At 66.6% G+C, this 14292-nt stretch carries 13 protein-coding genes; 11 read left to right on the top strand and 2 right to left on the bottom strand.

Annotation, left to right across the window (positions count from 1 at the left end; all coding sequences use genetic code 11):
• The first annotated feature begins 74 nt into the window (after nucleotides 1–74).
• Both FIU89_RS10175 and FIU89_RS10170 read left to right on the top strand, forming a co-directional pair.
• Nucleotides 75–2333 (top strand): PAS domain-containing sensor histidine kinase, encoded by a 2259-nt coding sequence (locus FIU89_RS10175; RefSeq protein WP_152494479.1) that lies wholly within the window; start codon nucleotides 75–77, stop codon nucleotides 2331–2333.
• A gap of 8 nt (nucleotides 2334–2341) precedes the next feature.
• Nucleotides 2342–3757: a sigma-54 dependent transcriptional regulator gene (locus FIU89_RS10170; RefSeq protein ID WP_152492485.1), complete on the top strand. Its 1416-nt coding sequence runs from the start codon at nucleotides 2342–2344 to the stop codon at nucleotides 3755–3757.
• A gap of 126 nt (nucleotides 3758–3883) precedes the next feature.
• Here the strand turns inward: FIU89_RS10170 and FIU89_RS10165 are convergent, their stop codons facing one another.
• The gene (locus tag FIU89_RS10165; RefSeq protein ID WP_152492484.1) at nucleotides 3884–4357 is read right to left on the bottom strand and encodes a hypothetical protein; all 474 of its coding nucleotides are present in this window, start codon (nucleotides 4355–4357) and stop codon (nucleotides 3884–3886) included.
• Between the two features lie 103 nt (nucleotides 4358–4460).
• Here FIU89_RS10165 and trkA point away from each other — a divergent pair, with 103 nt between their 5' ends.
• From trkA to FIU89_RS10140, 5 genes are all read left to right on the top strand, one after another.
• Nucleotides 4461–5837 (top strand): Trk system potassium transporter TrkA, encoded by a 1377-nt coding sequence (trkA, locus tag FIU89_RS10160; RefSeq protein WP_152492483.1) that lies wholly within the window; start codon nucleotides 4461–4463, stop codon nucleotides 5835–5837.
• Between the two features lie 16 nt (nucleotides 5838–5853).
• The gene (locus FIU89_RS10155) at nucleotides 5854–7374 is read left to right on the top strand and encodes a TrkH family potassium uptake protein (protein ID WP_152494478.1); all 1521 of its coding nucleotides are present in this window, start codon (nucleotides 5854–5856) and stop codon (nucleotides 7372–7374) included.
• Nucleotides 7375–7553: 179 nt separating this feature from the next.
• Nucleotides 7554–7793, top strand: a complete 240-nt coding sequence (gene hfq / locus FIU89_RS10150) for an RNA chaperone Hfq (protein ID WP_057789335.1) — start codon at nucleotides 7554–7556, stop codon at nucleotides 7791–7793.
• Entirely contained in the window at nucleotides 7790–9067 is a 1278-nt protein-coding gene (gene hflX, locus FIU89_RS10145) for a GTPase HflX (RefSeq protein WP_152492482.1), read from the top strand. The genes hfq and hflX overlap by 4 nt, the downstream gene beginning before the upstream one ends.
• Nucleotides 9068–9152: 85 nt before the next feature.
• Nucleotides 9153–9779: a pyridoxamine 5'-phosphate oxidase family protein gene (locus FIU89_RS10140; RefSeq protein ID WP_152492481.1), complete on the top strand. Its 627-nt coding sequence runs from the start codon at nucleotides 9153–9155 to the stop codon at nucleotides 9777–9779.
• On the opposite strand, the gene FIU89_RS10135 is transcribed toward FIU89_RS10140, so the two are convergent.
• Nucleotides 9767–10468, bottom strand: coding sequence for a PAS domain-containing protein (locus FIU89_RS10135; protein WP_152492480.1), 702 nt, complete (start codon nucleotides 10466–10468; stop codon nucleotides 9767–9769). The genes FIU89_RS10140 and FIU89_RS10135 overlap by 13 nt on opposite strands.
• 317 nt (nucleotides 10469–10785) lie before the next feature.
• Between FIU89_RS10135 and FIU89_RS10130 the strand changes: the two genes are divergently transcribed.
• The 4 genes from FIU89_RS10130 (at nucleotide 10786) to FIU89_RS10115 (ending at nucleotide 14165) form a co-directional block, all read left to right on the top strand.
• A complete protein-coding gene (locus FIU89_RS10130; RefSeq protein ID WP_368373300.1) occupies nucleotides 10786–11694 on the top strand; it encodes a YicC/YloC family endoribonuclease in 909 nt (302 codons plus the stop codon).
• A gap of 246 nt (nucleotides 11695–11940) precedes the next feature.
• Complete coding sequence (gene gmk, locus FIU89_RS10125) at nucleotides 11941–12579, top strand: guanylate kinase (protein WP_152492479.1); 639 nt, start codon at nucleotides 11941–11943, stop codon at nucleotides 12577–12579.
• Nucleotides 12580–13110 (top strand): gamma carbonic anhydrase family protein, encoded by a 531-nt coding sequence (locus FIU89_RS10120; RefSeq protein ID WP_152492478.1) that lies wholly within the window; start codon nucleotides 12580–12582, stop codon nucleotides 13108–13110. It begins immediately after the preceding gene.
• Nucleotides 13107–14165: an ATP-binding protein gene (locus tag FIU89_RS10115; protein WP_152492477.1), complete on the top strand. Its 1059-nt coding sequence runs from the start codon at nucleotides 13107–13109 to the stop codon at nucleotides 14163–14165. The genes FIU89_RS10120 and FIU89_RS10115 overlap by 4 nt, the downstream gene beginning before the upstream one ends.
• The last annotated feature ends 127 nt before the right edge of the window (nucleotides 14166–14292 follow it).

The raw sequence follows: 14292 nt of genomic DNA, 5'->3' as shown, positions 1-14292 counted from the left end.
CAACCTGATGGGGGGATTGCGTGGCTGCAAAAGCACGCAGACTGACGTGGGAAAGGCTCGGGCGTCTTCGCCGGATGAAGCGCGTGCGCAATGCCGCCGCGTTTAGCCTCGTCGTTCTGGGCCCGGTGCTGGCATTCCTGACCTATCTCGTCATGGGCCCGCTCGACCAGGGCAGCTCGTCCAACATCCTGCGCATCGTCCTTCTGGCCGACATGGTCTACATCATCATGGTCGCCGCGCTGGTGTTGCAGCGCGTGGTCCAGATGGTTGCCGCCCGCCGCCGCAAATCCGCCGGCTCCCGCCTGCACCTGCGCCTGACCGGCGTCTTCGCGCTGATGGCGCTTCTCCCCACCATCACCGTCGCCGTCTTCGCCACGCTGTCGGTGAACATGGGGCTGGAGGCGTGGTTCTCCGACAGGGTGGGGCGCGTCGTCGACAACTCGGTCGCCGCCGCCCAGGCCTATGAGGACGAGCACCGCCGCGACCTGCTGACCGACGCGCGCGCCCTGGCGTCGCTGATCAACGCCACCAAGCGCGCCGCCGTCTTCCTCGACGATGGCGACATCCGCCAGATCCTGTCGCGCGGCCAGCGCGAGATCCAGCGCGGTCTGCGCGAGGCCTTCGTGATCGACGGCACCGGCGACATCCGCTCGCGCGGCGAACGCTCCTACCTCTTCGATTACGAGGAACCCTCGCGCGACATGTTTCAGCAGGCCAACGAAGAGGGCGTCGTCGTCATCCGCGACTGGGACAACAACGAATTCCGCGCGCTCCTGCCGCTGGACGAGATCCCCGACCGCTACCTCTATGTCAGCCGCAATGTCGACGGCGACATCCTCAGCCTCTTGGACGACACCCAGGAAACCGCGCGCTTCTACCAGCAGCGCGAGGATGAACGCGACCGCGTACTGTTCGAGTTCGGCGTGCTCTACCTGGGCTTCGCGCTGATCCTCATCCTCGCCGCCGTGTGGCTGGGCATGTGGTTTGCCGAACGCCTCAGCCGCCCGGTGGGCCGCCTGACCAGCGCCGCCCAGCGCGTGGGCGAGGGCGATCTTGACACCCAGGTGCGCGAAGAGGACGGCGACGACGAGATCGGGATGCTCTCGACCTACTTCAACCAGATGACCCGCCAACTGAAGCAGCAGCGCGACAGGCTCCTGACCAACACCGAGCAGATCGAACGCCGCCGCAGGCTCTTCGACTCCGTTCTGGGCTCGGTGTCCTCGGGCGTGGTGGGGCTCGACGTGAAGGGCCGCGTCACCTTCGTCAACCGCGCCGCCGAACGCCTGCTCGACTGGCACGAGGACCAGCAATCGCTGGCGCTGTCGGTGGCGATCCCGGAATTCGGCGCGCTCTTCGACCGGCTGAAAGACAGCAACACCGGCTTCGTGCAGGAGGAGATCAAGGTCAGCCGCTCGGGCCGGATGGAAAACCTGCTGGTGCGCATGTCCACCCGCACCAACGACGGCGGCCGGCGCGAGGGCTACGTGGTCGCCTTCGACGACGTGACCGACCTCGTGACCGCCCAGCGCATGGCCGCCTGGGGCGACGTGGCACGCCGCATTGCGCATGAAATCAAGAACCCCCTGACCCCGATCCAGCTGTCGGCGGAACGCATCAAGCGCAAGTTCACCCGTGTGCTGGACGACGAACAGGCCGCCAGCCTGGAACAGCTGACCGACGTGGTCGTGCGCCAGACCAACGACTTGCGCCGCATCGTCGACGAGTTTTCCAAGTTCGCCCGGATGCCCGAGCCGCAGACCAAGGTCGAAAGCCTGACCAAGCTCCTGCGCGAGGCGGTCCTTCTGCAGGAGGCCGGTCAGCCCGACGTGACCTTCGAGACCGCGCTCACCGAGGATGCCCTGATGGCCGAGGTCGATGGCACCATGCTGCATCAAGCGCTGACAAACCTGATCAAGAACGCCGGCGAAGCCATTGAAAGCCTTTACGAAAAAGAAGGCGGCGACGGCCACGTCCCGCAGATCCGCGTGATCAGCCTGCGCGAGGACGACCATGCCGTCATTCGCATTTCGGACAATGGCATCGGCCTGCCCGAGGACCGCTCGCGCCTGTTCGAGCCTTACGTGACGACGCGCGAAAAGGGCACCGGCCTGGGCCTGCCCATCGTCAAGAAGATCATCGAGGAACATGGCGGCAACCTTGCGCTGGAAGACGCCGAACCCTTCGCGGACGGCGCCCGCCCCGGCGCCATGGCCGTAATCCGCCTTCCCCTGACCCGGGCCGAGGCGGCGCCAGATGCCGACCCCGATACCGACCCGGACCCCGACTCCGATTCCGATTTGAACGAATATGACCAACGACAGGCCGTATGAGGTGACCCATGAGTGACATCCTGATTGTCGACGACGAACGCGATATTCGAGAACTGATTTCAGACATCCTGCAGGACGAAGGCTTCACCACCCGCCTTGCCGGCAATTCCGACGAGGCAATGGCCGAGATCCGCGACCAACCGCCGGGTCTTCTGATCCTCGATATCTGGCTGAAAGACAGCAACATGGACGGGATCGACATCCTCAAGGCGGTCAAACGCGACTATCCCGAGGTGCCCGTCGTCATCATCTCGGGCCACGGCAATATCGAGATCGCGGTGGCGGCCATCAAGCAGGGCGCCTACGACTTCATCGAGAAACCCTTCAACATCGACCAGCTGATGGTGGTGATCCGCCGCGGCATGGAAACCAGCCGCCTGCGTCGCGAGAACCTCGCGCTCAAGCACCAGGGCAGCGGCCCGGCCGACATGCTGGGCGAAAGCCCCGCCTTCCGCACCCTGGTGGGCCAGCTCGACAAGGTCACGCGCTCCAACGGCCGGGTCATGCTGTCGGGGCCTGCCGGCTCGGGCAAGGAACTGGCCGCGCGCTACATCCATGCCAATTCTGACCGCGCGGCCGGCCCCTTCGTCTGCGCCGGCTGCGCCTCGATCGAACCCGACCGCATGGAAGAGGTGCTCTTCGGGCGCGAGGCCGAGGACGGCACCGTCACCCCGGGCCTTCTGGAAGAGGCCAATACCGGCGTGATCTATTTCGACGAGGTCGCAGACATGCCCATGGGCACCCAGGGCAAGATCCTGCGCGTGCTGGTCGATCAGACCTTCCTGCGGGTGGGCGGCAGCGACAAGGTCCAGGTCGACCTGCGCGTCATCTCCTCCACCTCCCGCGACCTCGAGTCGGAGATCAGGGCCGAGCGGTTCCGCCGCGAGCTCTACCACCGCCTCAACGTGGTGCCCATCGCCGTGCCCAGCCTCGAGGACCGGCGCGAGGACATCCCCGTGCTGGCCGGCTACTTCATCGAGAAGCTCAACGGCGAACAGGGGCTGCCGATCCGCGCCCTGGGCGACGAGGCGGCGGCCCTCCTGCAAACCATGCGCTGGCCCGGCAACGTGCGCCAGCTGCGCAACGTGATCGAACGCATCCTGATCCTGGGCGACAGCTCTGGCGACATCAATGCGCGTGAGATCCCCGGCGACAGCGCCACGCCCAGCGACGAGAGCCGGGTTGTCCTCTCGGGCACCGTGGCCACCATGCCGCTGCGCGAGGCCCGAGAGGCGTTCGAGCGTGAATACCTGATGACCCAGATCAACCGCTTCGGCGGCAATATCAGCCGAACGGCGGAATTCGTCGGCATGGAACGCAGCGCCCTGCACCGCAAGCTGAAATCGCTGGGCGTGGTCACCGGCGCCAAGGGCGCGCGGCTCTCTGACGAGGAAGAGGACAGCCAGCAGGCCGCCACCGGCTGACCGGGCCGGGCGGCACGGGGCCGCCCATCTTCCTCTGGCCCCAAATATCCCCGCCGGAGGCAGTCCCGAGGCGGCACGCCGCCGAGACATCGAGCGCGCCGCAGGCGCTCCTCCTGGTCACGCGACCTAGTCCGGGTTCACGATCTGGTATTTCCCGCCCTTGATGCGGATCGCGCAGGAATTCTCCGTCAGGGGTGGCTGCACGCGCGTCGCGGTGATCACCGTCGCCTCCACCACCTCGGGCGGGCAGGGCTTCAGGCTGACCTTCTCATACCCCTGGTCTGCCATGCACTGCCTGGCCACCCGCGCCCGCAGCCCCTCGTTGGCGTCGTACCGCTCCCACCGGCCGGGGGACAGGATCACGCGGATCGTGCGGCACGCGCCCGCTCCGTTGCAGACCTGCCGATAGCTGTAAGTCGGGGGAATGTACCGCGTCAGCGTGCGCACCGGCACTTGGCGCAGGGCGTCCACGTCGCATTGCGTGCGGTCCCGGGCGACACCGCTTACCGGCGCGCCTTCCTTGTAATAGACATTGGTCGGCAGGCACCCTGCCAACAGCAGCGCGATCACGGTGAAAAGCGGGACTCGGAACCATCTCATACGCGCCAGCCTATCCGGCAAATCCCCGCAGGACAAAGCAATTGACCGTGACAGCCCCATCTGTCATGCAAAGCGCTCGATTGGGTCAATAAGGGCATAGCCCATGAAGGTCATCATCTGCGGGGCAGGGCAGGTCGGCTGGCAGATCGCACGCCACCTGTCGGGCGAACGCAACGACGTCACCGTGGTCGACAGCAACCCCGACCTGGTGCGCCGCGCCACGGAAACGCTGGACGTGCAGGGCATCAACGGCTTTGCCAGCTATCCCAACGTGCTGGACCAGGCCGGCGCGCGCGATGCGGACATGATCATCGCCGCCACCTACTCGGACGAGGTCAACATGGTCACCTGCCAGGTGGCGCACTCGGTCTTTTCCATCAACCGCAAGATCGCCCGCCTGCGGTCGCAATCCTATCTCGACGCGATCTATTCCGACCTCTACCGCCGCGACCACATGCCCATCGACGTGGTCATCTCGCCAGAGCGCGAGGTGGCCGAGGCCGCCCTGCAACGCCTTGCCGCGCCGGCGGCCTTCGACACCGAGACCTTCATGGAAGGCAAGGCACAACTTATGGGCCTGCGCATCGAGGATGACTGCCCCATCGTCAATACGCCCCTGCGGCAGCTGACCGACCTCTTCTCGACGCTCGAAGTGGTCGTGCTGGCCATCCGCCGCGACGGCAAGCTCTTCGCGCCCGAGGCCGAGGACCAGCTTTTCGTGGGCGACGACGCCTATGTCTTTGCCCCCACCGAGGACGTGCCGCGCACCATGGAGGTCTTCGGCAAGACCTCGCAGACGCAGGAACGGCTGGTCATCATCGGCGGCGGCAATATCGGCCTCAGCGTCGCCAAGCGGATCGAGAAGCGCGGCAAGCGCACCCGCGTCAAGGTGATCGAGCGCGACCGCAGGGTGGCCGAACGCGCCGCCGACGCCCTGGAACGCACCATCGTCCTGAACGGCGACGGTCTCGACGCGCAACTCCTGGCCGAGGCCAACATCTCGCGCACCGATGCGGTGCTGGCCGTCACCGACGACGACAAGACCAACATGCTCGCCGCCGTGCGCGCCAAGGCCGAAGGCTGCCCCTTTGCCATCGCGCTGATCAACGACCCCACGCTTCTGCCGATGATGGAGCCCCTGGGCATCGACGCTTATATCAACCCGCGCTCCACGACCGTCAGCTCGATCCTGCGCCACGTCCGCCACGGCCGCGTGCGCTCGGTCTATTCCATCGGCGACGCCGAGGCCGAGGTGATCGAGGCCGAGGTCATGTCCACCTCCAACATCGCCGGCGCCGCCATCCGCGAGATCGACTTTCCCGAGGGCGTGCTCGTGGGCGGCGTGCTGCGCGACGGCAAGGTGCTCAAGCCCTCCGGCACCATGCGGATCGAGGCGGGCGACGTGGTGGTGATCTTCGCGCTGGCGTCGGATGTGGGCCGGGTGGAACAGCTCCTGCAGGTTTCGATTGATTTCTTCTGAGACATCGTCGCCGGGCCTGACCGCCCGTCTCCTGCGGTTTCCGCTCATTCTCGTGCTGACCGGAATCGCCAGCGTCGCCATGCTCGGCCCCGCGCTCCATGCCTTCGTGCAGGACGATCATTCCGTCGCCCGCGCCTTTCTCTATTCCAGCGTCCTCGGGATCACCTTCATCCTGCTCATCGGCCTCGCAATCTCCGGCCGCCGCCAGCAGGACAACACCGACATCCAGAACCTCGCCTCGCTGGCGCTGGCCTATACCGCGTTGCCGGTCTTTCTGGCGCTGCCCTTCTACGAGGGGCTCGAGACCACGCGCTTTCTCAACGCGTATGTCGAGATGGTGTCGTGCCTCACCACCACCGGCGCCACGCTTTTCGACAACCCCTCGCGGCTGGTCGACAGCCTGCATCTGTGGCGCGGTCTCGTCGGCTGGTTCGGCGGTCTGCTTATCTGGATCGCGGCTTCGGCGGTGCTGGCGCCGATGAACCTGGGCGGGTTCGAGATCACCGTCTCGGCCGAGCCGGGGCAGGGCGAGGATGCGCTCAGCCGCTTCCGCCGCGCCACCTCCGCCCGCCGCATCGCCCAGAGCACCCAGGCACTGGCGCCGATCTACGTGGGGCTGACGGGCGTTCTGTGGCTCCTGCTGGTGATCGGCGGCGACCGACCGCTCGTCGCCGTGGTTCATGCCATGTCCACCATGGCCACCAGCGGCATTTCCGCCGTCGGCGGGGTCGAGAATGCCGGCAGCGGCTTTGGCGGCGAGATCGTGATCTTCCTGTTCATGTTCTTCGCGCTCTCGCGGCTGACCTTCTCCTCGGACACGCTGACCAGCCGCTCCACCAGCGTGCTGGGCGACCCCGAGTTCCGCATCGGCTGCGCCCTCGTCGTCGGCGTGCCGCTGATCCTCTTCTCGCGCCACTGGCTGGGCGCGTTCGACGTCGACCAGGTCGAGGATCTGGGCATGGCGCTTCAGGCGCTCTGGGGCGGCACGTTCACCGTCATGTCGTTCCTGTCCACCACCGGCTTTCAAAGCGCGGCATGGGAGGCGGCCCAAAGCTGGTCGGGCCTCGGCACGCCGGGCCTTCTGCTGATGGGGCTGGCGATGTTCGGCGGCGGTGTGGCCACCACGGCGGGGGGCGTGAAACTCTTGCGGATCTACGCGCTCTACCTCAATGGCCAGCGCGAGATGGAGCGTCTGGTGCATCCCTCGTCGGTGGGGCGCGCCGGGGTCCACACCCGCCGGATGCGGCGCGAGGGCGCGTTCGTGGCGTGGATCTTCTTCATGCTCTTCGCGCTGTCGCTGTCGCTGGTGACCGTGCTGATGGCCGCCCTGGGCGAGGATCTGCAGAACGCCATCGTGCTCTCGACCGCGGCCCTCGCCACCGCCGGCCCGCTGACCCAGGTCGGGGCCGACGCGCCCATTCCCCTGCTGGAGATGCGCCCGGCGGCCAAGCTGGTCTTTTCCGCCGCCATGGTGCTGGGCCGGATGGAGACGCTGGCGCTGATCGCGCTGTTCAACCCCAGCCTGTGGCGCCGCTGAGGCCCGGCGCAGGCCGGGCCAAGTTGCGCGCGTGTCACGGTCGTAACATATCTTCCCGGCAAGACGCCGCAACGATTTGATTTTTGGGCTGGAAACTCCGAAACGCCCACTCCATACTCCCTTGCGAGGGAGACCGGGGCCGCAACGCGCCCCACGCAAGAACAAAGGCTATAAAAACAATGGCGACAGACCGACAAAACCTGCAAGACGCATTTCTGAATCAGGTCCGCAAGACCAAGATTCCGGTCACGGTTTTCCTGATCAACGGCGTCAAGCTGCAAGGCGTGATCACCTGGTTCGACAATTTCTGCATCCTGCTGCGCCGCGACGGGCAGTCACAGCTTGTCTACAAACATGCCGTGTCCACCATCATGCCGTCCCAGCCGGTCAGCCTTTACGAGGGCGATGACGGGTCTTGACCCAGACCGACGTTTCGGACACCCGCGCCTGGGTCCTGCACCCGGATATTCCCAGTTCAGACCGCGAGCGTGACCCCGCGCTCGCGCTGGAAGAGGCCGTGTCGCTGGCCCATGCCCTGCCGGGGCTGATGGTGTTGGGCGGCTCGGTCGTGCGCCTGCGCGACCCGCATCCGGGGATGCTGTTCTCCAAGGGCAAGCTGGCCGAGCTGAAATCGCTGGTCGAGGACAACGAGGTCGAACTGGTGCTGATCGACGGCCCGGTGTCGCCCGTGCAGCAGCGCAACCTTGAAAAGCAGCTGGGCGTCAAATTGCTGGACCGCACCGGCCTGATCCTTGAGATCTTTTCCGACCGCGCCGCCACCCGCGAAGGCGTGTTGCAGGTGGAAATGGCCGCGCTCAGCTACCAGCGCACCCGCCTTGTGCGCGCCTGGACCCACCTGGAACGCCAGCGCGGCGGGCTGGGCTTCGTCGGCGGTCCGGGCGAGACCCAGATCGAGGCCGACCGCCGCGCCATCGACGAACAGCTCGTGCGCCTGCGCCGCCAACTGGACAAGGTGGTCAAAACCCGCACGCTGCACCGCGCCGCCCGCGCCAAGGTGCCGTTCCCCATCGTGGCTCTCGTCGGCTACACCAACGCCGGCAAGTCCACGCTGTTCAACCACCTGACCGGGGCCGAGGTCATGGTCAAGGACATGCTCTTTGCCACGCTCGACCCCACCATGCGCAAGATCGCCCTGCCGGGCGGCGGCCCCGAGGTCATCCTGTCCGACACGGTGGGCTTCATCTCGGACCTGCCAACCGAACTCGTCGCCGCCTTCCGCGCCACGCTCGAGGAAGTGCTGGCCGCCGACCTGATCGTGCATGTCCGCGACATCTCGCACCCCGAGACCGAGGACCAGGCCGGCGACGTGCACGACATCCTCACCAGCCTCGGCGTGCTGGACACCACGCCCCAAATCGAGGTCTGGAACAAGATCGACCGCCTGTCGGTAGAGGACCGCACCCTGGCCGAGAACCGCGCCGCGCGCCTTGAGAACGTGCAGCTTCTGTCGGCCATCACCGGCGAGGGCATGGACGCGCTCAGCGACACCATCATCACGCGGCTTGCCGGGGCCACGCATGTCGAGACGTTCACCCTGGGTTTTGACGCGGGCCGCAAACGCGCCTGGCTGTTCGAGAAGGGGCTTGTCGAGGACGAAGTTCAGGACGAGGACGGCTACACCCTGACCGTGCGCTGGAACGACACCCAGAAATCGCAGTTCGACGGGCTTTGACCGCGCCGCCTCGCGGCCTCGTGATTTGCGAAATACCCGCTGCATCCCGATCTAGCGGCCTTGAGCACCTGAAAGGACGCAAGACATGGCCAAGACATTCCACGAACTCGCTTTCACCGACGCCGTCCGCGCCATGCAGGAAAAACAGGGCTCTGCCGCCACGTACGCCCGCAGCCTTGCCCCCGATGCCCCCGCCGACGACCGCCTCGGCCCCAACGAGACACAGTTCATCGCCTTGCGCGACGGGTTCTACCAGGCCACGGTCAGCGCCACGGGCTGGCCTTACGTGCAGTTCCGCGGCGGCCCGCGCGGCTTTCTCAAGGTGCTGGACGACACAACGCTGGGCTATGCCGACTATCGCGGCAACCGCCAGTATATCTCTGCCGGCAACCTGGCGGACAACGACCGTATTTCGCTGATCCTGATGGATTATCCCAACAGCGCCCGGCTCAAGATCCTTGGCCGCGTGGCGATCTCGGAGGACCCCGACGTGATCGGGCGGCTGATGCATGACGGCTACAAGGCGCGCCCCGAACGGGCCGTGGTCATCACCGTCGAAGGGTTCGACTGGAATTGTCCCCAGCACATCCCCGTCCGTCTGACGGTCGAGGAACTGGGCCCGATCCTCGAACCCTTCCAGCAGGAGCTGGCCGACCTGCGCGCCGAGAACGCCGCGCTCAAGGCCCGCCTGGACGCGGCTCAGTCGCTGTGAACCAGTCGCAAATAGGGCCGTTCGCTGGGGTGTGACAGCGGCGCGGGCCGCTCATGCCGGGCCTTCGGCGCAGGGGGCTCCAACGGCGCCTGCTCTTCACTGAATCCCGGCGCGGTCGCGTCGGTCAGATCGACCGGCGTCACCTGGCACTCCACGATGCCGAACCGCCGCGGTGTCGCGCCGATCGGCCCGTCGGTCACGAAACAGCCCAGCGCGCGCGAGATATCGCCCAGGTCGCTGCGCAGCGGCAGCACGATCAGCGTCGCCGCCAGCGCCGGACGTCGGATACCGGCGGGCGCGGTCAGGTCCAGCCGCAGCGTCGCGGGCCGCTCGAACAACTCCACCATCGCATCGGCCAGCTGCGCCCGGTCCTCGGGCGCGATCAGCGCCGACAGGGGCATGCCGCGCACTTCCATGCCCATCACGTCCGACAGGTGCGTGCCGGCGATGCGCAGCCGGGCGATGCCGGGGGCGACCTTTTCGACGATGAAGGCATTGCCCAGCAGGCTCTCGATGCCGCGCGGGTCGATCTCGGTGCGCAGCGGCACGTCGCCGCCCCGTCGCATCGCCGACCAGTAGTCGACGAACTTGCGCAGGTCCGCCTCGCGCCGGCGGCGGGCCGCGCCTGCGCCCGGTAGCTGCAAGTCCGAAATCTTGTCCGGGAACGAGGTTCCAGAATCATCCGTCATCGGTCTTTCCCCATCCGGCTACGACACCGGCCTCACCATGAATATTCCGATCCGAACGCGATCACGCGCCCGGAACGCCCCCGTGCGAGATCGACCCTGCGCCACTCCCGCGCGGTCCTGCACCGCCTTCAAATTGAATCAGATGCAGCTCGACTTGAAACAAGCTTGCCACAATTCTGCCCGAATTTGTTCAACTTTATTGCCCAGTGGTTAACGCGGCTCCGCGCAGGGCGCTTGCGAAGGGTGCCTCGACAGACTAGGACACCTGCACGAGACCGGGCGTTTTCACGGCCCGCGCGCGAAGGATAGGCTGCACCGTGACAAAAGATCCGTCCCCCCTGATTTCCATGACCGGCTATGCCGCGGGGCAGGGGGCGCATGGGCGTTTCGGCTGGACGTGGGACCTCAGGTCGGTGAACGGGCGGGGCCTCGATCTGCGCCTGCGGGTGCCCGACTGGATCGAAGGGCTGGAGGCGGCGCTGCGCGCGCGCCTGACCGGGGCGCTTTCGCGCGGCAATGTCACGCTCTCGCTGAAGCTTCAGGCGCAGGACGGCGGCGCGGCCGCGCAACTGGATACCGCCCAGCTCGACCGTGTGCTGGCGGCGATGACCGAGATCGAGGCCCGCGCCATGGCGCTCGGCCTGTCGCTGGCGCCGGCCAATGCCGCCGACGTGCTGGCCCTGCGCGGCGTGTTCGAGCCGGGCACGCAGGCCGAGGACACCACCGCCCTGGGCAAGGCGCTGGTGGCGGATTTCGAGACCGTTCTGGACAGTTTCCAGTCGATGCGCCACCGCGAAGGGGACGCATTGGCCGAGGTGCTGAGCGGCCAGCTTGCCCGGATCGCCGAGCTCACCGACGCCGCCGCCACCGCCGCCGAGGCCCGCCGCCCCGAGACCGAGGCCAATTTCCGCGCCGCGCTTCAGCGGGTGATGGACAATACCGACGGCGTCGAGGAAGCGCGCATCGCCCAGGAACTGGCCGTGCTGGCCGTGAAATCCGACGTCACCGAGGAAATCGACCGCCTGCGCAGCCACGTATCCGCCGCCCGCGACCTCATCGCCAAGGGCAGCCCCGCGGGCCGCAAGCTCGACTTTCTCGCGCAGGAATTCAACCGCGAGGCCAACACGCTGTGTTCCAAGGCGCAAAGTCGCGACCTGACGAGCGTGGGGCTGGAGCTGAAAAGCGTGATCGAACAGATGCGCGAACAGGTGCAGAATGTCGAGTGACCTGCAAAACAGGGTTTTGCAGGTCATCCCGGACCTGATCCTGCCTGCCCCGGGCTTGACCCGGGGGGATCTCCCGGCAATTTCGTACCACCTCGTCCCGGGCCTGACCCGGGACCTCCCGGCCAATCCCCCTCGCCCTGCCAAAGGAATTGCGCCGCCTTCGGCGTCGCCGCAGCGCGCCTTCGGCGCTTGCATGAGTATTTCGGGCAAGAAAAAGCCGGGCCGCGTGCCCGCACCGGGGGCCCCATGACGCAGCGTCGCGGTCTTCTGATCATCCTCTCCTCGCCCTCGGGCGCGGGCAAGTCCACGCTGTCGCGCCGCCTGCGCGACTGGGACGGGACGATCTCGTTCTCCGTCTCCGCCACCACGCGGCCGCCCCGCGCGGGCGAGGTGGACGGGCAGGATTACCATTTCCTCGACGACAGCACCTTCCGCCGTCAGGTGGCCGCGGGCGAGATGCTGGAACACGCCCATGTCTTCGGCAATTTCTACGGCTCGCCCCGCGGCCCCGTGCAGGCCGCCATCGACGCCGGCCGCGACGTGCTCTTCGATATCGACTGGCAGGGCGCGCAGCAGATCCAGAACTCGGTTCTCGGCCCCCATACCCTGTCGATCTTCATCCTGCCGCCCTCGATCACCGAGTTGCACCGACGGCTGGAAACGCGCGGGCAGGACAGCCCCGAAACCATCGCCAAGCGGATGCAGAAAAGCTGGGACGAGATCAGCCACTGGGGCGAGTACGATTACGTGCTGGTCAATGACGACCTGGATACCACCGACAACGCGCTGAAGACCATTGTCTCGGCCGCCCGCCTGCGCCGCCTGCAACAGCCCGATCTGAACGCCCATGTGCAACGCCTGCAGGCCGAATTCGAGGAGAGATGAATGCCCATCTACGCGCTTGACGACGTGATCCCGCAACTGGAAGACGGCACCTGGGTGGCCCCCGACGCCAACATCATCGGCAAGGTGGTGCTGGAAAAAAATGCCTCGGTTTGGTTCGGCTGCACCCTGCGCGGCGACAACGAGCCGATCGTCGTGGGGGAGGGCAGCAACGTGCAGGAAAACGTGGTCATGCACACCGACCCCGGCTTTCCGCTGAGTATCGGGCGCGGCTGCACCATCGGGCACAAGGCGATGCTGCATGGCTGCACGCTGGGGGAAAACACGCTGATCGGCATGGGCGCGACCGTGCTGAACGGCGCCAGGATCGGCAAGAACTGCCTGATCGGGGCCGGCGCGCTGATAACCGAGGGCAAGGAGATCCCCGATGGCAGCCTCGTGATGGGCGCGCCGGGCAAGATCGTGCGCGAGCTGGACGATCAGGCCATCGCCGCCTTCACGGCCACCGCGCTGCACTACCAGAAGAACGCCGCGCGCTACCGGGCGGGACTGCGCCGCCTCGACACGGAATGAACCAGGGCAATATCGCCACGCTTTTGCAGGCGATTCCCCTGGCCGCGCTGCTGATCGGGCGGGGCGAGCGCATCCTTGGCGCCAACGACCGTGCCACGGCCCTTCTGGGGCCGGGGCTGACCGGGCGTCATTTCATCACCGCCATCCGCCAGCCCACCGTACTCGACGCGGTCGAGGCGTCCCTGCGCGACCGCGAAATGCGCCAGACGCGGTACCTCTCCAGCGCCGGCGCGCAGGACACCACCTTCATCGTCACCTGCAGCCCGGTCGACACCGACGCTGGCTCGGGCGTGCTGTTGTGTTTCGAGGATGTCACGCATCTGGAACAGGTCGGCCAGATGCGCCGCGATTTCGTCGCCAATGTCAGCCACGAGCTGCGCACGCCCCTGACCGCGCTCCTGGGCTTCATCGAAACCCTGCGCGGTCCCGCCCGCAATGACACCGTGGCGACAGAGCGGTTTCTGGGCACCATGCAGGTCGAGGCCAGCCGGATGGAACGCCTTGTGAAAGACCTGCTGTCGCTCAGCCGGGTCGAGGCGCAGGAACGCGTGCGCCCCACCGACCGCGTCGACCTGATCCGGCTGATCAATGCCGTGATCCACGCCACCCGTCCCATCGCCGAGGAAGCGGACGTGACCATCGCCTTCCAGACCGAGGTGCAAGAGATCCACGTGCCCGGCGATGCCGACCAACTGCACCAGATCCTGACCAACCTGATCGAGAATGCGGTCAAGTATGGCGGCCCCGGCAAGACCGTCACCGTGACGCTTGCGGCGCATTCCGATCATCCCGCGCTGCGCGGCCCCTCGGCGGTGATTTCCGTGGCCGACCAGGGCCCCGGCATCGAAGAGGTGCACATCCCGCGCCTGACCGAACGCTTCTACCGCATCGACAGCCACCGCTCGCGCGAGATGGGCGGCACCGGGCTTGGGCTGGCCATCGTCAAGCATATCGTCAACCGCCATCGCGGCCGTCTGAAGGTCGAATCGGAACTGGGGCAGGGCACCCGATTCGACGTGATTCTGCCCTCGCGCCCCGCGTCGCCGCAGACCTGACGCACCCCCCATCTTTGCGCCGCGACGTCAACCGGAATTAATTCAGCGTTAATCTTCGCAAAAAGGGGCCTGTCATAAAACCGTTACAAAACCGTAACAAAAGCGTCGTGCCCGAGGCGTAGCAGGG

It is taken from the genome of Roseovarius sp. THAF27 (assembly GCF_009363655.1).
Taxonomy (GTDB): domain Bacteria; phylum Pseudomonadota; class Alphaproteobacteria; order Rhodobacterales; family Rhodobacteraceae; genus Roseovarius.
This window is presented reverse-complemented; position numbering and strand designations above follow the sequence as displayed.